This is a genomic window from Streptomyces sp. NPDC013157, assembly GCF_042899865.1.
In the GTDB taxonomy this organism is placed as follows: Bacteria; Actinomycetota; Actinomycetes; order Streptomycetales; family Streptomycetaceae; genus Streptomyces.
Genome location: NZ_JBIBAK010000011.1, coordinates 167,598 through 184,884, shown reverse-complemented (window position 1 = coordinate 184,884; position 17,287 = coordinate 167,598). Strand labels below are relative to the sequence as shown.

Here is a 17,287-nt window from a genome sequence, read left to right as displayed (position 1 = left end):
GACGTAAAGCCCCTCAGTCCCATTCCAGGCCGCCGCGCCGCCACACGTACGCGTAGGCGACGAAGACGGTGAGCACGAAGAGCAGCATCTCCACGAGCCCGAAAACACCCAGGGCGTCGAAGGTGACGGCCCAGGGGTAGAGGAAGACGATCTCGATGTCGAAGACGATGAAGAGCATCGCCGTCAGGTAGTACTTGATCGGGAAACGCCCGCCGCCGGCCGGCGTGGGGGTCGGCTCGATTCCGCACTCGTAGGCTTCGAGCTTGGCGCGGTTGTACCGCTTCGGACCGATCAGCGTGGCCATGACCACGGAGAAGATCGCAAAGCCTGCCCCGAGGGCTCCCAGTACGAGGATGGGCGCATAGGCGTTCACCGCTCCTCGCTCCTCTCAGTCGGCACTGACTGGTGGCGGTTCGGATCGGGCTCCCCACCTGCCTCGTCCGTCACGCGAACCCCGCGCGTCCCGGGCGAAGATCGCGAACATGTGAAGCAGGTCACAAGCCCAACTGCCTCGCATCTTATGCCCGCCGCTCTGTGATCTGCGACACGGGGTATTACACAAGCTTTGTGATCTCCACCACCTGACGATCGATCATGAAGTCGGATGAGCGGTGATCTTCACACCCGAAGCGTTCAGCTGATCACCAGACGTGACATTTTCGACCGTCGGTGCTGGCGGGAGGGGGTATCGGGTGAGCGTCTCAATATCAAGAGAGTTCCCCTGCATGCAAATTCGCGATGGACGGAGCGTCTTGATAGAGGGCCGCATTCACACATCAGAGGGAGGCGCGGGGTGCGGTGTGGACGCGTGCACGCGTTCACGAACCCGGGGCGGACCGCGACCCGGAATCCGGCCCCGGCCCGACGCCGGCCCGACGCCGCTCCGGTCCCGGCTCGATCCCGCGCGAGACGCACCCCTCCAGGTAACCGTTCCGTGACCTCCGCCACATCCATGAGAGGCGCCTGAGAGCGGGGCTTGGCCAACCATCCAAACCGATGGTAAGCGGGGGGCAATCCGGACGTACCAGCGAAAGAGCGTGATCACGGGCTTGATCACAGGCGTCCGCAATGTCCGTTACGGCGTCAATAAAGAAAGTCACCCGAGGGATTCACGGTCTCGATTGAGCAACTGTGGCGCAGCACACGTTTCTTGTAGATATGAAGGAGCCCCTGATACCGGTTGTTCCCATGTCCCACACCGCTCACATACGCAGCCACCGGAAGCCCCGCCGCAGCGCGACGACAAGCATCGCCGTGCGCGCCGGAGTTGCCAGTGGCGTCCTCGGCATGGCAGCGGCGGGCGCGGCCTCGGCGAGTGCCGCCGAACCCGTGACGCAGACGCTCGAACTGCCCACCCTGACGGCCGATCTGGCCACCCAGGTGGCCCAGTCCGCCGACGCCACGCAGCAGGCCGCGGCGAACTACACCCTCCAGGCCGAGCGCGACGCGGCCGCCGCAAATGCCGCGAAGCAGGCCAAGGCGGACCTCGCCGAGGCGAAGCAGAAGGCCGAGGCCAAGAAGAAGAAGGCCGAGGAGGCCCGTAAGGCCGCCGCGGAACGCGCCGCCTCACGCAGCGCCGAGCGGACCACCCTCAGCGCCTCCACGAGCTCCAGCACCTCCACGAGCGCGTCCACGGCGACCGGTTCGGCCGCCGCGGTGGTCGCCTTCGTGAAGGCGCAGATCGGCGACGCCTACGTCTCCGGCGGCACGGGCCCCAACTCGTGGGACTGCTCGGGTCTCGTCCAGGCCGCCTTCAAGTCGGTCGGCGTCAGCCTGCCGCGCGTCTCCCAGGACCAGTCGACGCAGGGCACCCAGGTCTCGCTGAGCAACCTCCAGCCCGGCGACATCCTCTACTGGGGCAGCGCCGGCAGTGCCTACCACGTGGCGGTGTACGTGGGCGACGGCATGTTCGTGGGCGCGCAGAACCCCTCCAGCGGCGTCGGTGAGCACCCGCTGTCGTACGACCCGCCGACCGGCGCGGTGCGGGTGCTCTGACAACCCGGGCAACCAGGACAACTCAGGCATCACGCAAGCACGGTAGGGCCGCAGCCGCTCGGGGGCAGCGGCCCTTCCGGCGTGCCCGGCCTTCTCCCGGTTTTCCACAGGCCGCAGGCCACCGCGAGGGTTTTCCACAGGTCCGCCCGTGATCCGGTGGTTCCTGGGATGCTCGGTGCAGGCCGCTCGCACGGAGCGGCGGCCCCGAGATCCGAGAAGGAGACACCGCGATGCCACGCGTCTTCGTCCAGGGAAACCCCATGGACTACTACCCCCGGCACGCCCCCGAGGCCCGGCGCGGTTCGGTGCGCCGGATCACCGAGACCGGCGAGGACGTCCTGCACAAGCCGTGCCGGGACGTCACCGAGTTCGGTCCCGACCTCGCCGCACTCATCGACGACATGTTCCTCACCATGTACATCGCCGAGGGAGCCGGCCTCGCGGCGAACCAAGTCGGGGTCGACCTGCGGCTGTTCGTTTACGACTGCCCCGACGACGGCGGTGTCCGACATGTCGGGCACATCGTCAACCCCGTCCTGGAGGCACCCGACCGGGCCGGGCGGCGGCTGCTCGACGACAGCGAGGGGTGCCTGTCGGTACCGGGCGCAGTGATGGACGTACCACGACCGGAACGGGCGGTCGTGCACGGACTGGACAAGGACGGCAATCCGCTCACCATCGAGGGAACCGGGTACTTCGCCCGCTGCCTGGCGCACGAGACCGACCATGTGAACGGGCGCGTGTATCTCGACCGGCTCTCCAAGCGGGAGCGGAAGGAAGCGCTGCGGCAGGTGGCGGACCGGCGGGAGGACGTGTACGCCCGCCGGGCCGCCAACATCGAGGCGATCGGTTCCTAGGAGTGGTCAGGCCTTCGGGGCCACCTTGCTCAGGCCGTTGATGATGCGGTCCATCGCGTCGCCGCCGGTCGGGTCGGTGAGGTTCGCCAGGAGCTTCAGGGTGAACTTCATCAGCAGCGGATGGGTCAGGCCGCGCTGGGCGGCGATCTGCATGACCTTCGGGTTGCCGATGAGCTTCACGAAGGCGCGGCCCAGCGTGTAGTAGCCGCCGTAGGTGTCCTTGAGGACGCGCGGGTAGCGCTGCAGGGCCAGCTCGCGCCCGCCGGGCGTGGCCCGCGCGTGGGCCTGGACGATGACGTCGGCGGCGATCTGGCCGGACTCCATCGCGTAGGCGATGCCCTCGCCGTTGAAGGGATTCACCAGACCGCCGGCGTCGCCGACGAGGAGCAGACCGCGGGTGTAGTGGGGCTGGCGGTTGAAGGCCATGGGGAGAGCGGCGCCGCGAATCGGGCCGGTCATGTTCTCGGGGGTGTAACCCCAGTCCTCGGGCATGGAGGCACACCAGGCCTTGAGGACCTCGCGCCAGTCCAGTTCCTTGAAGGAGTCGGAGGTGTTCAGGACGCCGAGACCCACGTTGGAGGTGCCGTCGCCCATGCCGAAGATCCAGCCGTAGCCGGGAAGGAGGCGGTCCTGGGGGCCGCGGCGGTCCCAGAGTTCCAGCCAGGACTCCAGGTAGTCGTCCTCGTGACGGGGGGAGGTGAAGTAGGTCCGGACGGCCACGCCCATCGGGCGGTCCTCGCGGCGGTGCAGGCCCATCGCGAGGGAGAGCCGGGTGGAGTTGCCGTCGGCGGCCACGACGAGCGGGGCGTGGAAGGTGACTTCGCGCTTCTCCTCGCCGAGCTTGGCGTGCACGCCGGTGATCCGGCCGGTGCGGTCGTCGACGATCGGGGCGCCGACGTTGCACCGCTCGTACAACCGCGCCCCTGCCTTCTGCGCCTGGCGGGCGAGCTGTTCGTCGAAGTCGTCGCGCTTGCGGACCAGGCCGTAGTCGGGGAAGGAGGCGAGATCCGGCCAGTCCAGCTGGAGGCGGGTGCCGCCGCCGATGATGCGCAGCCCCTTGTTGCGCAGCCAGCCGGCCTCCTCGGAGATGTCGATACCCATGGCGACCAGCTGTTTCACCGCGCGCGGGGTGAGTCCGTCTCCGCACACCTTCTCGCGCGGGAACTCGGTCTTCTCCAGCAGGAGCACGTCGAGGCCGGACTTGGCGAGGTGGTAGGCCGTCGTGGAGCCGGCTGGCCCCGCGCCGACGACGATGACATCGGCGGTGTTTTCGGAGAGGGGCTCGGTCACGGCGGGGTCTCCCCAAGGCTCGAAATCTGCGTGCCGACCGGCACTGGACATGGGCAGTCTATTCAGCAGTACTGATCACCCTGCTGAAGGGCTGCCCCTGTGAACCGAGCTCTCCCCGCGGTACGGCTGCGTGTACCCACGCACGAGGACGCGTTCGCCTGGCACCGGGTCTTCGACGACCCGGAGGTCATGGAGTTCCACGGCGGCCGGTCCGCCGAGCTGTCCGTCTACGAGGAGCTCACCGCCCGCCAGCGCCGGCACGACGCCGAGCTCGGCTTCTGCCTGTGGACGATGACCGACGAGGCCGGGCAGGTCATCGGCTTCACCGGCGCCCAGCCGTGGCCGCAGGAGTGGGGCCCCAGGGGGGAGATCGAGATCGGCTGGCGGCTCGGACGAGACCACTGGGGCCAGGGGTACGCGACCGTGGCGGCGCGCGTGACGCTGGAGCGGCTGCGGGCGGCCGGCGTGCCGAAGGTGGTGGCGATGGTGCGGCCGGGCAACGAGCGCTCCCTCGCGGTGACCCGGCGCCTCGGGATGGAACTGGCGGAGACGTTCCCGCACCCGCGCTTCGCGGAGGAGGCGCTCTGCTTCCGGCTCGACCTGCGGGACAACACCGCCCGCGATTACACAGAGTAACGATCTGTTACAGAAAGACACTTGGAGCTTCCGGCCGCCATATGCCGGGGGTTACCCTTCCAGTACCGCTGGGGGTGACATCTGTGCATATAACACCCAAAACACCCGAAGTGCGCGTGCCGCGGCTGGTCGGACTGATGGCCGTGGACGCGCGCGAGACCGCCCGGTCGCGGGGCCTGTTCCTCAACGCGCCGGACCGGCCGGAATTCCATCTCACGGTCGTCGACTACGTCGTGCGCCAGTTCCCGCAGCCCGGTGCCGAGGTGCCGCGGGACTCGATGGTGTACGTGTGGTTCGACTTCGGTGAGGGCGAGGGCGGTGGGGGCGTGCGCGAGCCCCGCATCCCACGGCCGCCCAGGGGCGGGCTGCAACGGGAGCTGGACCAGCCCGGGGACACCACCTTCGAGGTGAGCAGCCTGTGAGTCCCCGGTCGGGGCTCAGGCCTCCTTGAAGCCCCGGTGCAGGGCGACGATCCCGCCGGTGAGGTTGCGCCAGGCCACCTTCGACCAGCCCGCCTCCCGCAGCCGTCCGGCCAGGGCGGGCTGGTCGGGCCAGGCGCGGATGGACTCGGCGAGGTAGACGTAGGCGTCCGGGTTGGAGGAGACCGCGCGGGCGACCGGCGGCAGGGCACGCATCAGGTACTCGGTGTAGACGGTCCGGAACGGCGCCCAGGTCGGGTGCGAGAACTCGCAGATCACGACCCGCCCGCCGGGCCGTGTCACCCGGTACATCTCGCGCAGGGCCGCGTCGGTGTCCTGGACGTTGCGCAGCCCGAAGGAGATCGTCACGGCGTCGAAGGTGTCGTCCCCGAACGGCAGACGGGTGGCGTCCCCGGCGGTGAAGGGCATCCAGGCGTTGCGCCGCTTGCCGACCTGGAGCATCCCGAGGGAGAAGTCGCAGGGCACGACATAGGCGCCGGCCCGGACGAACGGCTGGGAGGAGGTGCCCGTGCCGGCCGCCAGGTCCAGGATCTTCTGCGCGGGGCGCGCGTCGACCGCCTTGGCGACCTCCTTCCGCCACTGCCGGTCCTGGCCCAGCGACAGCACGTCGTTGGTCAGGTCGTACCGTTCCGCCACGTCGTCGAACATCGAGGCGACTTCGTGCGGCTGCTTGTTCAGGGAAGCGCGGGTCACGCTCGCCATTCTTGCAGCACGTCCTCAGGGGAGGAGCTTCGGCTTCTTCTTCGCGGCCACGTCCTCCACCCAGCCGCACGCCACGATGAACACCGCGATCAGGATCCAGCCGACGCCGAACATGAACCACTGGCTGTCCAGCGGGAGCCACTTCTCGAACGCCGGCACGTTCCACATCTGGTCGATCAGCGGGACCGCGAGGACCAGGGCGATCTCGTGCCAGAGGTAGATCGTCACCGCACGGGCGTTGAAGATCGTGACCGTCCGGTCGAGCTTCCTGAACCGCGTCAGCCAGCCAAAGTCGATCTTGAAGTACGCCTTCGCCCACATCAGCAGCATCACGAACCCCGCCGACCAGAAGGCCTGCGCGAGGGGGTTCTCGTCCAGGTCGTAGGTGCCGAAGTCGGCCTGGTGCGAGAAGGCGTACCAGCCGCCGTAGCCGACGGCGGCGAGCGAGCCCACGATCACCAGGGCCGGCTTCATCCGCTGGAGCACGCCGTCGCGGTGCGCGAAGCCGAGGATCCAGCAGAAGAGGTACGTCGACAGGTCCCACAGGGCGCTGCCGAAGCGGTTGTCCGGGCCCGACCAGACGAAGTTCAGGACCAGGATCGGGGCCAGCGAGCCCAGGAGTACCGGGATCGGGGCCTTGCGGAAGATCCACAGCAGGGCCGGGGAAAGCAGGACGAACCAGAGGTAGGTGCGCAGGTACCAGAGGATCTCCCAGGCCTGCTCGCCCCACGCGTTGCCCGGCGGGTCACCGAGCGGCACGATCCAGTAGACGATCTGCCAGCCTGGCATCCAGTCGTGGATCAGCATCGCCAGGACGACGAAGAAGCCCCAGAACCAGAAGGGCGGGAGGAGGCGGCGGAGGCGGCTCTTGACGACCTTCGGCGACGGGCGCTCCAGGGACTTCGCCATGAGGGTGCCGGCGAGGCCGAACATGATGCCCATGGAGGGGAACACCATGCCGCACCAGGCCCAACCGAAGGTGTGGTAGGTGACGACGCGGATGAGGGCGACGGCCCTGAGGGTGTCGAAGTACCGGTCCCTTGAGGGCTTGGGGGTGGACTCCTTGGCGTCTGCTTGTTCGGTGCCCGGCGCTGTGGGCACAGCGGCAGCGGTAGCGGTGGCAGCGGTCGGCTGCGGCTCCGGTTCGAAGGCCGGTTCCGGTTCCGGTTCCACCAGGGGCAGTGGGGCCGTCTGGTGGGGTGCCGGGGTGTAGGTGTAGTCGGGGTACGGCTGCTGGGCGTACTGCTGCTGGCCGTTGTAGGGGCCGTAGTCGTAGCCGTTGTAGCCCTGCGGGTACGGGTTCTGCGGGTACGGGTTCTGCTGGTAAGGGTTCTGCTGGTCCCAGGTCATCAGCCGCTCACCCCCGCCGGGGTGCCGACCTCGCCCGTGCGCTTGAGTTTCTGCCAGCGCAGGCGGCCGCCGGTGAGGGCGGTGATGCAGGAGTGGATGAGGACGAGGTACATCATCTGGCGGTAGGCCAGCTGCTGCAGCGGCATCATCGCGAGGTAGCGGTACCTCTCCTTGTCCAGGCGGAACGCGTAGGCGGCGCAAGCCAGTTGGATGCCGAGGACGGCGAGCCAGGCCAGCAGGGCCGCCTCGAAGTCGACGAAGATCATGGAGTAGACCGTGAAGACGTCGATGAGCGGGGCGAAGACCGGTGTGACGATCTGGAAGAGGACGACCAGGGGCATGCCGACGCGGCCGAAGCGGCCCGAAGGGCCCTTGTCCGTGAGCGACTTGCGGTGCTTCCAGAGGGCCTGCATGGTGCCGTAGGACCAGCGGTAGCGCTGGGACCACAGCTGCTTCAGCGAACCGGGCGCCTCCGTCCAGGCCTTGGCGTGCTCCTGGTAGACGACCCGCCAGCCCGCGCGGTGCATGGCGATGGTGATGTCGGTGTCCTCGGCAAGGGTGTCCTCGCTCATGCCGCCCACCTCCAGGACCGCCTCGCGGCGGAAGGCGCCGATCGCGCCGGGGATGGTGGGCATGCAGCGCAGCAGGTCGTACATGCGCCGGTCGAGGTTGAAGCCCATCACGTACTCGATGTGCTGCCAGGCACCGATGATCGTGTTGCGGTTGCCGACCTTCGCGTTGCCGGCGACCGCGCCGACCTCGGGATCGGCGAACGGCTGCACGAGGTGCCGTACCGTCTCCGGCTCGAAGACCGTGTCGCCGTCCATCATCACGACGATGTCGTAACTGGCGTTGCGCACACCGTTGTTGAGAGCGGCCGGCTTGCCCGCGTTCTCCTGGCGGATGACCCGGACGTTGTGCATGCCGAGCTTGTCGGCGGCGGCGCGGGCGATCTCCGAGGTGCCGTCCGTGGAACCGTCGTCGACGACGATGACCTCGATCGGATGGGTGCTCTGCGCCAGCGACTCCAGGGTGTTGGCGATGCACTCCTTCTCGTTGTACGCCGGGACGATCACGCTCACCGGCCGGGTGACCGTCGCACCCCAGCTGAACCGGCGCTTGTTGCGCTGTCTGTAGTGGCGGCGGGCGATGAGCAGCATCATCCCGAAGCGGCCCATCACCGCGACGCCGACGACGAACAGCAGGCCGGAGAGGACGGGCAGGGCCCACTCGGCTATCGCGACCGCCACGATGAGGGCCTTGCCCTCGTAGAGGGTCATGCCGGTGGCCGTGCGGTGGGCGGCCTGGAGACGCGAGACGGTGGTGGTGCCGGTGCCGGTCCCGCCCTCGGGGGCGGTGCCGCCCTCGCCGTTCGGGCCGGTGCCGCCGGGCTGGGAGCCGGTGCCCGTGCCGGTACCGGTACCCGTGCCCGTGCTGCCCGTGCCGGTTCCGGTCACCCCGGCCTCGGTGAGGCCCGTGGTGGTCTGGCCGTTCGACGTGGTGCTCGCGGCGGCGGTCTGCCGGCTCGCGGCGTTCCGCTTCTCGATGACACCGCTGACGGTGGTGAAGGTGTAGCCCTTCGCCTTCATCTTCTTGATGTACTGCGGCAGCGCCTTGATCGTCTGCGAGCGCTCGCCGCCGGCGTCGTGGAAGAGGACCGCGGCGCCCTTGGTGCCGCTCGGCGTGGCCCACTTGACGATCTTGGAGACGCCCGGCTTCTTCCAGTCGTCGCTGTCGGTGTCGACGAAGACGCTGGTGTAGCCCTCCTTGCCGAGCTTCTGGTAGACGGGCCAGCTGTAGTTGTCGATGGCGTCCGTCTCCGAGGAGTACGGCGCACGGAAGAGGGTCGTCGTGATCCCGGCCGCACCCGCCAGCGCGAGCTGTGTCTGCTGCATCTCGCGGTTGACCCGGGCGTCGCTCTGGTACGACAGGTCGACGTGCGTGAACGTGTGGATGCCGACCTCGTTGCCCTGCTGGACCATCGTCTTCACGATGCCCGGGTAGCGCGACACCATCGAGCCGACCAGGAAGAACGTGGCGGGCACGTCGTACTGTTCGAGGATCTTGAGGACCTGCGGGGTGTACGTCGGGTTCGGGCCGTCGTCGAAGGTGAGGGCGATGGTCTTGGAGGGGACCGAGACAGTGGTCGCCCGGCCGCCCCGGAAGGTGAGGATCGGGCCGCCGTCGAGGACCTTGTCCGGCACCTTGCTGGAGCCGGCGCCGGTGCGCACCCGCTGGTCGCCGCCGACCTCTGCGCGCAGATAGCCGTCGAGCAGCATCACGCAGGTCAGCGCCAGCAGGAGCAGCAGGGCGAGGATGACACGTGGTTTCTGCAGCGCCGCGGCCCTGCCCGCCGCCCGCTCGATGCGGGTGGGGGCGCGCCTGCGGCCGCGTGCGGAGGTCGGAGTAGTCATGGGGAGAGGCCTGCGTTCCCGGTCAGTCCGCGGTGGCGGATGCGGAGGCGGACGGGGTGGCGGTGGCCGAGGGCGGTGCCGACGGACGGCCGCTGGGGAGCCCGGCCTGACGGCCGACGCCGCCCTGCGGGCGCTCGCCGCCCGGGGCGTTGCCGGCGCGCGCGAAGTCGGGGATCAGCGAGTCCGGGGTGAGCGAGGTTCCCCAGCCCATGAAGGCGGCGCCGAGCACTCCCGTGTAGGCGAGGCAGACGACGCCGAGGAGAAGGCCGACGCGCCGCAGCACCTTGGAGCGGCGCCCGGAGGAGTCGACGAAGACGGGCCCCTCGGCAGACCCGTTGCCTTGTTTGCGGCGGCGACCGCGCACCGCGGCACGGCTTTCGATGGCAGGCTCGGATTGCATTCCACGGATATTAGGGAGCCTTTATGTGATCGTCTTCGGAGTTCTTGTGAGGTCCCCATGAGAAACCCCTTAACCTGTCTTTTCACTGAGAGATTCTGTGAATACCTGCGGTGCGCGACGGGGATGGGAACCCACCTGAACGCCCCCTTTGTTCCGAACCTTTTGCCCTTTTCGCGCCCTTCATTCCATGAGGATTCTATGTATTGATCGAACCGTTGAACACCATGACCGTGTGAGACGTTTTCCTTTGGAATCAGGCTTTGTTTCGAGCCTGAGACACAAATCACGAGAGCGGGTGCATCTTGATGCGGAGTTTCCTCAGGCCGGCTGCTGGGCTTACCTGCCTGTTTGCCATGGCAGTCACGGGGTGCTCCTCGGGCTCCGACGGCACGTCGGACGCGGCGCCCGCACCGTCACAGAAGGCGTCCGCCTCCGCGAGCGCGGCCGACGGGTCGGACGGCTCGGACGGGTCCGGCACGTCCTACGCGCCGTACGTCAGCGCGACAGAGGCCGCCGACACGGACGACGCGGGATCGCCCTCGACCTACAACCTGGCCTTCGTGATCGCCGGCGGCAGCAGCTGCACGCCCGCTTGGAACGGGACGGACGCCATAGGCAGTTCGACCGTGAAGTCACGGATCTCCGAGCTGAAGGAGGACGGCGCGTCGGTCCGGGTGTCCTTCGGCGGGGCCTCCGGGAAGGAGCTGGCGACGACATGCTCCAGCGCGGCGAAACTCGCCGCCGCGTACGGCGCCGCGCTGGACGCCGCGGGCTCCACACAGGCCGACTTCGACATCGAGGGCGACACGCTGGCGGACTCCGCCTCGGTCGCGCGGCGGTCGGAGGCGATCGCGCTGCTCCAGAAGGAACGGCCGGACCTGGAGGTGTCCTTCACGCTGCCCGTGATGCCGTCCGGGCTGGACTCCGACAGCCTCGCGCTGCTGGCGTCCGCGAACAAGTACGACGTGCAGGTCGCGACGGTCGACATCATGACCATGAACTACGGCGAGTCGTACGACGCGGACATGGGCGACTACGCGGTCACCTCGGCGAAGGCCACGCACGCGCAGCTCAAGAAGGTGTTCGGGCTGTCGGACGCGGGGGCGTGGGGCGGGATGGCGCTGACCTCGATGATCGGGGTCAACGACGTGGACGGGGAGACGTTCTCGCTGTCCGACGCGAAGGACGTGCGGGCGTTCGCGGAGGAGGAGGGGATCGCGTGGGTGTCGATGTGGTCGACGTTCCGGGACCAGCAGTGTGCGAGCGGGAGTTCGGGGGACGACGATGCGGCCACGAACTGCAGTGGGGTGAGTCAGAGCTCGGGGGCGTTTGGGGAGACGTTCGCCGGTTGAGTGTCGGCTACGGGTCGGTGGGGGTTGCTCGCGCGGTTCCTCCCCCAGCCTTCGGCCGGGGGACCCCCAGCGCCCCTGAGGGGGCGCGTCCCTGGACGGCGTCGAGAAGTCACCTTCGTCTGTGCACCAGTCGGCCCGCGCACACTGTCGCGATACACGCCCCGGCCGCGTCGAAGACCGCCAGGTCCGCCCGGCCGGATTCGACGATCGTCGGCGGCCGGCACGGACTCGGCGTGATCACGACGTCGTTGCGCTCCGCCGCCGCCCTCAGTTCGGGTGAGTCGACGTACCGCTCCAGGACCGCGGCCTCCCCCCGCTTCAGCACGGCGTGCACGCGCTCCCGTGGGCTGGGGGCGGCCGGGAGGGGGCCGTCGTGGTGGCGGGCGGGGCCGAGGGCGCCCGGCCAGGTGCGGACCCGTGCCCGCGGGAAGCGTGCGCGCAGGTCGTCGTACGCTCCGACCGCGGCGATCCGGTCGGTCACGACCACCACCGCGCCGTTCTCGACCGGCTCGGCGTCCCAGCTGACGAAGACCCGGTCCGCCGTGTGAATCGTCTCCACCGCTACGTCAGTTGGAGGCGAGGAGCTTCAACTCGGGGTGGGCGGTGCCGCCCTCGATCGCCGTCGAGGAGATGTGGGACATCACCCGCTCGTCGACCGGGTCGTTGGCCGGGTCGTCGTGGACCACGAGGTGCTCGTACGTCGTGGCGCGCTGCGCCGGGACGCGGCCCGCCTTGCGGATCAGGTCGATGATCTCCAGGCGGTTGGAGCGGTGCTTGGCGCCCGCGGAGGACACGACGTTCTCCTCCAGCATGATCGAGCCGAGGTCGTCCGCGCCGTAGTGGAGCGAGAGCTGGCCGACCTCCTTGCCGGTCGTCAGCCAGGAGCCCTGGATGTGGGCGACGTTGTCCATGAAGAGGCGCGCGATCGCGATCATCCGCAGGTACTCGAAGAGTGTGGCCTGCGTGCGGCCCTTCAGGTGGTTGTTCTCGGGCTGGTAGGTGTACGGGATGAAGGCGCGGAAGCCGCCCGTGCGGTCCTGGACGTCGCGGATCATGCGCAGGTGCTCGATGCGCTCGGCGTTGGTCTCGCCGGTGCCCATGAGCATGGTCGACGTGGACTCGACGCCCAGCTTGTGGGCCGTCTCCATGATCTCCAGCCAGCGTTCGCCGCTCTCCTTGAGGGGCGCGATGGCCTTGCGGGGGCGCTCAGGGAGGAGCTCCGCGCCGGCGCCCGCGAAGGAGTCCAGACCGGCCTCGTGGATGCGGGTGATGGCCTCCTCGACGGAGACGCCGGAGATCCGGGCCATGTGCTCGACCTCGGAGGCGCCCAGGGAGTGGATCACCAGCTGCGGGAACGCGTCCTTGATGGCCTTGAAGTGCTTCTCGTAGTACTCGACGCCGTAGTCCGGGTGGTGGCCGCCCTGGAACATGATCTGGGTGCCGCCCAGCTCGACCGTCTCCGCGCAGCGGCGCAGGATGTCGTCGAGGTCGCGGGTCCAGCCCTTGGCGGTGTCTTTGGGGGCCGCGTAGAAGGCGCAGAACTTGCACGCCGTGACGCACACGTTCGTGTAGTTGATGTTCCGCTCGATGATGTACGTCGCGATGTGCTCGGTGCCCGCGTACCGGCGGCGGCGTACGGCGTCGGCGGCGGCGCCCAGCGCGTGCAGCGGGGCGTCGCGGTAGAGGTCGAGCGCCTCTTCCGGAGTGATCCGCCCACCGGCAGCGGCACGGTCGAGGACGGACTGAAGGTCGGCCTTCTCGGTCACCGGGCGCGTCCCTTTCGTAATGGCTTGTGGACGGACCGAACCAGCCTACGCCAGCCCCGTGCCCGCCTTTCGAACGGCCCGACCTCAGGCCGTGTACGCCCCCACCAGCAGCCCCGCGAACGCCCCCGCGATCAGGAACGGCCCGAACGCGATCGCCGTCTTGCGCCCCGCCCGGCGTACGACGACGAGCGCACCGCCGTACAGGGCGCCCAGCAGGAAACCGGCGAAGGTGCCGAGCAGCACGGTGGGCCAGCCGTACCAGCCGAGGACGGCGCCCGTGCCGAGGGCCAGCTTGACGTCGCCGAAGCCCATGCCGCCCGGGTTGACGAGGAAGAGGACGAAGTAGGCGCCGCCGAGGGCGAGGGCCGCGTAGAGGGAGGTGAACCAGTCGCCGGCGTGCTCGGGGAGCAGGACGGCCGCCCCGAGGAGGGCGAGGGCGGCGGCCGCCAGGGGGAGCGTGAGGGGGTCGGGGAGCCGTTGGACGCGGAAGTCGACCACCGCGAGAAGTACGCCGACGGGGGCCAGGAGCAGCCAGACGGCGAGTTCGGGGCGGGTGCCGGTGGCGAGGGCGAGGGCTGTGCAGACGAGGGCGGTGGTGAGGGCGAGGGTGAGGGGGGCGGGTGCGGGTGCGTGGGTGGTTGCGGTTTTGGTGTTCCCACCCGCACCACCCGTGCGGCTTTCGTCGTCAGGTGCAGGTGGCCCCGGTGGGGCGTCCTCGCCGTCGGCGGCAGCAAGTTCGGCGGTCGCACGTTCGTCGGCAGTGGGTTCGGCTGTGCCGGGATCGGCGACGGTCGTCGCGCAGTCGCCGCAGGGCACGCGGCCCAGCCAGCCTTTGACGGGGTGCCCCGCGGGGCACGTCGTGCGCCGGTCCTCCCCCGCCGGGGTCGAGAAGCGGTACGCGGCGCGGGGCAGCAGGGCGCCGGCCGTCGCGCCCCAGAGGGCGGCGGCGGCCGGGAGGGCGAGGTCCAGGGCGGTCGTCATCCGGTCGCGGCGGCGCCGTCGCGCCAGGTCGGGAGGAGTTCGTCGAGGAGGGCCTCGGTGCGCGGGGGCAGACCGCGCGCGCCGCTGCGGGCGATCAGGTCGGCGGCGAGGGCGCGCAGCCGGTCCGGGTCGCCGGTGGCGTGCGTGGCACGCAGCAGCTCGTTCCAGAGGCGCTCGTCCGCCGGGGCGGTCCTGAGCGCCGCGCCGAGCGCCTCGATCGCCTTCTCCGCGCGGTCCTTCTCCAGGTGGAACGCGGACAGCGCAAGACCGATGTCCGCGACGAGCAGCGGCAGCTGGGCGTCGATGATCTCGTGGGTGAGCCAGCGGTAGCGGCCCTCCGCACGGTCGGCGAGGAGCGGGCCGCGCACCAGGACGAGCGCGTCGGTGAGCAGCCGGCCGCGGACCGCGCGGCTCTCGACGCCCTTGCCCTGGGTGGCCTCGTGGTAGAGGGAGCGCAGCACGTCCAGGTCGGAGACGACCGACTTGGCGAGCGTGAGGCGGCCGGCCGCGTCCGCGCGCAGCCGGGGGCTGCCGTCGGGGTCGGTGCCGAGCCAGCCGCGCAGCCGCTCCAGCAGGGCGTCGCGGACGTCCTCCGTCACACCCCGCGGCCACAGCGCGGACGACAGCACGCGCGGGTGCACGCCCTCACGGTGCAGGAGGAGCAGCGCGAGGGCCTCGTGGAGGAGGGGGCTGCGCTCGCCGTCGGGGGTCTCCAGGCCGATGATCTCGTACGGTCCGACGAGCCGCGCGTACACCGCGGGACGGCCCTGTTCGCTGATGTCGACGAGGAACGGCGGGGTGGTGGTGGGCCCGTCGGGGTCGCGCTCGGGGTCGGCCTCCACGAAGAGTTCGACGACCGCGCGCTGCTGGACCGCGGGCAGCAGCTGGGCCTCGAGTTCGAGGCCGAGGAGCGGGGCGAGGAGCCTGCCGTCCGGGGTGATCTCCATCGCCCAGGCGGCGCCGGGCAGGTCGTCGCTCTCGCTGCCGACCAGGTAGCCGATGCCGAGCCGGGCGGCGTCGGCGGCGAGTTCGGCGAGGCGCACGGCGTCCTCGGCGGTCGGCTGGGTGGCGAGCAGTACGAGGTTCGGTGCCCAGCGGGTGTGCTGGGCGGGCCCGGTCCGGCCGGTGAGGACCGAGTGGTGGTCGGCGGCGCCCAGCGCGCCCCGCCGCTGCCGGGTCTCCGCCTCCATCGTCTCGAACAGCGCCTCCACGTCGTCGAGATGGCGCAGCCGGTTGGGGGCGAGCGCGGTGAGGTCCGCGCCGAAGCCGACGAGGGTGATGGTCATCCGGTCCGACCAGCCGTTTGTGGCGAGTTCGGCGGCGACGGAGGCGAACACGGCGGCCCGGTCGGCCTCGCGGCCGCTCAGCGAGACGATGCCGGGCACGGCCTCCAGGTTGAGCAGCAGCCGCGACTCGTCCATGGTGCCGAGGCTGACCAGACCGGGGTACGGCGCCGCCGCGTCGGTGTCCTCGTAGCGCTCGGCGTCCGCGCGGGACAGCGTCCAGAACGTCTGGTCCTGGCCGAGCTGCCAGGGCGCCGGGGGCTTGCCGGCCGGCTGGGCGAGCTGCAGGTGCAGGTCGCCGTGGCTGAGCCAGGCCGCGTAGACGACGGGCAGGGAACGGGACTCGGCGGTGAGGGCGGCGGCGAGGGCGCGGAGCGACCGGTCGAGCAGGCGTACGCCCTCCGGGTCGGCGCCGACCAGCAGCGCGTCCTGCACGTCCTGGGCGTCGCCGGTCGGGATCGGCGGCTCCATGCCGCGGCGGCCGCCGACGGCACCCAGCGCCGACTGCCACAGGGCCTGCCGGCGCCGGCGGCCGAGGGCGGCGAGCAGGCCGGCGGCGAGGAGGGGGGCGCCGAGGAGGGCTTCGGGCAGACCGAAGGAGTGGCCGGACGAGTGGCTGCCGGACTCCTGTGCGGCGGGCGTCGCGGTGTCGCCGGCCTGGCGCTGGGCGGGCACGGTGATCTGGGCGGTGGCGCCGTCCTCGCCCGCGTGCTGCCCGCCGCCCTGCTCCTGGTGCTGCTGCTGGTGCTGGGCGTGGTCACCGGTCTGCGCGTAGTCCCCGATCTGCTGCCGGACCTCCGGCGAGACGTGCGCGTCGGGGTTCGCGACGAGCTCGCCGCCGTGCGCGTCGCCGGGCATCTCCATGATCCAGCCGGGACGGATGAGGCTGGCCTCGGAGAGCCGGGAGCCGTCGGGCTGGACGCGGTCCTTGTTGAGCTCGTAGATCTCCTTGTACCGGCGGCCGTCGCCGAGGTGGCGCTGCGCTATCTCCCACAGGGAGTCGTGGTGGCGGCCCTCGGGCGGCTGGATCCGGTAGTACTTCGTCGCCCCGTGCGTGGCGGTGGAGCCGCCCTGTTCGGCCTGGGCCGCGGCATGGCCGGCCTGCTCGGCGAGGGCGGCGGCGGTGCTCTTCGCCTGCTCCTGCTGCTGGGCGAGGATGCCGGGGGTCGCCTGCGCGGTGGCCACCGTGCCCTTCTGGTTGCCCTCCAGGCTGTGGCCGAGCTGGGAGAGGCCCGGGGTGAAGCTGGCGGCGGTGGCGCCGACCAGCAGCAGCGCGGCCACGAGCTGACGGGCGAGCAGCTGGCTGGGGCCGGCGCCGGGGACCCGGCCGGGCAGGCCGACACCGGAGACGGCCGCCTTGACCTCCACCAGCACGCAGGCCGTGAACTGGGCCCAGGCCAGCCAGACGACGACCGTCAGCGCGTTCAGGAACGTCTGTACGTCGATCGGCTGCGACAGCCAGTCCATGCTGGGCGCGCTGCGCGGCAGGGGCCAGCCGACCGTCACGGCGAGGGCGCCGGGGACGCCGACGACGAGGACGAGCAGCACCACGAAGGCGAGGAACGCCTTGACGACGTCCCCGAACGTACGCCGACGCAGCCGCACCGGCTGCGGGGTCCGGTTCCGCGGACCCGACGGACCGGTGCCCGTCGGCCTTCCCGTCGAGCTTGATGTGCTGCGTCGCGCCATGGCGGGTGTCCCGGGGTCGTGTGCGGAAGGAGTGGGCCGGGGGCACATCGAGCCTGCCGAGGTCCCCTTGCCGATCCTATTGACTGGCACCGACAGCGTCGAAGGGGTAGAACGACCGACCACCGCCCGACT

15 protein-coding genes are annotated in these 17,287 nt (G+C 70.3%); 5 read left to right on the top strand and 10 right to left on the bottom strand.

The features are described from left to right. Positions 1–13: 13 nt before the first annotated feature. Positions 14–373, bottom strand: a complete 360-nt coding sequence (locus ACFY6U_RS30205; protein WP_007383963.1) for an NADH-quinone oxidoreductase subunit A — start codon at positions 371–373, stop codon at positions 14–16. Positions 374–1,188: 815 nt separating this feature from the next. Here ACFY6U_RS30205 and ACFY6U_RS30200 point away from each other — a divergent pair. Both ACFY6U_RS30200 and def read left to right on the top strand, forming a co-directional pair. Then, on the top strand, positions 1,189–1,995 hold the full coding sequence (locus ACFY6U_RS30200) for a C40 family peptidase (protein ID WP_390043260.1): 807 nt from the start codon (positions 1,189–1,191) through the stop codon (positions 1,993–1,995). 230 nt (positions 1,996–2,225) lie between these two features. Further along, positions 2,226–2,852 (top strand): peptide deformylase, encoded by a 627-nt coding sequence (gene def / locus ACFY6U_RS30195; RefSeq protein ID WP_390043258.1) that lies wholly within the window; start codon positions 2,226–2,228, stop codon positions 2,850–2,852. 6 nt (positions 2,853–2,858) lie between these two features. Here the strand turns inward: def and ACFY6U_RS30190 are convergent, their stop codons facing one another. Further along, complete coding sequence (locus ACFY6U_RS30190; protein ID WP_390043256.1) at positions 2,859–4,193, bottom strand: geranylgeranyl reductase family protein; 1,335 nt, start codon at positions 4,191–4,193, stop codon at positions 2,859–2,861. 48 nt (positions 4,194–4,241) lie between these two features. Here ACFY6U_RS30190 and ACFY6U_RS30185 point away from each other — a divergent pair, with 48 nt between their 5' ends. Beyond that, positions 4,242–4,778, top strand: coding sequence for a GNAT family N-acetyltransferase (locus ACFY6U_RS30185; protein ID WP_390043254.1), 537 nt, complete (start codon positions 4,242–4,244; stop codon positions 4,776–4,778). A gap of 110 nt (positions 4,779–4,888) precedes the next feature. Continuing rightward, the gene (locus ACFY6U_RS30180) at positions 4,889–5,200 is read left to right on the top strand and encodes a PASTA domain-containing protein (RefSeq protein ID WP_351487521.1); all 312 of its coding nucleotides are present in this window, start codon (positions 4,889–4,891) and stop codon (positions 5,198–5,200) included. A 15-nt stretch (positions 5,201–5,215) separates the two neighbouring features. Here ACFY6U_RS30180 and ACFY6U_RS30175 read toward each other — a convergent pair whose 3' ends face one another. From ACFY6U_RS30175 to ACFY6U_RS30160, 4 genes are read right to left on the bottom strand one after another with little or no spacing between them, the layout of a single operon-like run. Then, positions 5,216–5,911, bottom strand: a complete 696-nt coding sequence (locus tag ACFY6U_RS30175; RefSeq protein ID WP_351487518.1) for a demethylmenaquinone methyltransferase — start codon at positions 5,909–5,911, stop codon at positions 5,216–5,218. A 24-nt stretch (positions 5,912–5,935) separates the two neighbouring features. After that, complete coding sequence (locus ACFY6U_RS30170) at positions 5,936–7,270, bottom strand: acyltransferase (protein WP_390043252.1); 1,335 nt, start codon at positions 7,268–7,270, stop codon at positions 5,936–5,938. Continuing rightward, positions 7,270–9,684 (bottom strand): bifunctional polysaccharide deacetylase/glycosyltransferase family 2 protein, encoded by a 2,415-nt coding sequence (locus ACFY6U_RS30165; protein WP_390043250.1) that lies wholly within the window; start codon positions 9,682–9,684, stop codon positions 7,270–7,272. The genes ACFY6U_RS30170 and ACFY6U_RS30165 overlap by 1 nt, the downstream gene beginning before the upstream one ends. A gap of 22 nt (positions 9,685–9,706) precedes the next feature. Then, positions 9,707–10,084, bottom strand: coding sequence for a hypothetical protein (locus tag ACFY6U_RS30160; RefSeq protein ID WP_351487509.1), 378 nt, complete (start codon positions 10,082–10,084; stop codon positions 9,707–9,709). A 305-nt stretch (positions 10,085–10,389) separates the two neighbouring features. Between ACFY6U_RS30160 and ACFY6U_RS30155 the strand changes: the two genes are divergently transcribed. Continuing rightward, complete coding sequence (locus ACFY6U_RS30155; protein WP_390043248.1) at positions 10,390–11,436, top strand: chitinase; 1,047 nt, start codon at positions 10,390–10,392, stop codon at positions 11,434–11,436. Positions 11,437–11,545: 109 nt separating this feature from the next. Here ACFY6U_RS30155 and ACFY6U_RS30150 read toward each other — a convergent pair whose 3' ends face one another. From ACFY6U_RS30150 to ACFY6U_RS30135, 4 genes are all read right to left on the bottom strand, one after another. After that, positions 11,546–11,995: a hypothetical protein gene (locus ACFY6U_RS30150; RefSeq protein ID WP_390043246.1), complete on the bottom strand. Its 450-nt coding sequence runs from the start codon at positions 11,993–11,995 to the stop codon at positions 11,546–11,548. A gap of 7 nt (positions 11,996–12,002) precedes the next feature. Then, positions 12,003–13,202 (bottom strand): cyclic dehypoxanthinyl futalosine synthase, encoded by a 1,200-nt coding sequence (mqnC, locus tag ACFY6U_RS30145; protein ID WP_390043245.1) that lies wholly within the window; start codon positions 13,200–13,202, stop codon positions 12,003–12,005. Positions 13,203–13,286: 84 nt separating this feature from the next. Beyond that, positions 13,287–14,183 (bottom strand): prepilin peptidase, encoded by an 897-nt coding sequence (locus tag ACFY6U_RS30140; RefSeq protein WP_390043243.1) that lies wholly within the window; start codon positions 14,181–14,183, stop codon positions 13,287–13,289. Then, positions 14,180–17,155 carry a BTAD domain-containing putative transcriptional regulator gene (locus ACFY6U_RS30135; protein WP_390043241.1) on the bottom strand — a complete coding sequence of 992 codons (2,976 nt, stop codon included), beginning with the start codon at positions 17,153–17,155 and terminating at the stop codon, positions 14,180–14,182. The genes ACFY6U_RS30140 and ACFY6U_RS30135 overlap by 4 nt, the downstream gene beginning before the upstream one ends. Positions 17,156–17,287: the final 132 nt, after the last annotated feature.

Excerpts from the sequence above, each read along its gene's own strand:
- ACFY6U_RS30200 (WP_390043260.1), top strand. The coding sequence starts at position 1,189 with ATGTCCCACACCGCTCACATACGCAGCCACCGGAAGCCCCGCCGCAGC.
- def (WP_390043258.1), top strand. The coding sequence starts at position 2,226 with ATGCCACGCGTCTTCGTCCAGGGAAACCCCATGGACTACTACCCCCGG.
- ACFY6U_RS30190 (WP_390043256.1), bottom strand. The coding sequence starts at position 4,193 with ATGTCCAGTGCCGGTCGGCACGCAGATTTCGAGCCTTGGGGAGACCCC.
- ACFY6U_RS30170 (WP_390043252.1), bottom strand. The coding sequence starts at position 7,270 with ATGACCTGGGACCAGCAGAACCCTTACCAGCAGAACCCGTACCCGCAG.
- ACFY6U_RS30165 (WP_390043250.1), bottom strand. The coding sequence starts at position 9,684 with ATGACTACTCCGACCTCCGCACGCGGCCGCAGGCGCGCCCCCACCCGC.
- ACFY6U_RS30160 (WP_351487509.1), bottom strand. The coding sequence starts at position 10,084 with ATGCAATCCGAGCCTGCCATCGAAAGCCGTGCCGCGGTGCGCGGTCGC.
- ACFY6U_RS30155 (WP_390043248.1), top strand. The coding sequence starts at position 10,390 with ATGCGGAGTTTCCTCAGGCCGGCTGCTGGGCTTACCTGCCTGTTTGCC.
- ACFY6U_RS30140 (WP_390043243.1), bottom strand. The coding sequence starts at position 14,183 with ATGACGACCGCCCTGGACCTCGCCCTCCCGGCCGCCGCCGCCCTCTGG.
- ACFY6U_RS30135 (WP_390043241.1), bottom strand. The coding sequence starts at position 17,155 with ATGGCGCGACGCAGCACATCAAGCTCGACGGGAAGGCCGACGGGCACC.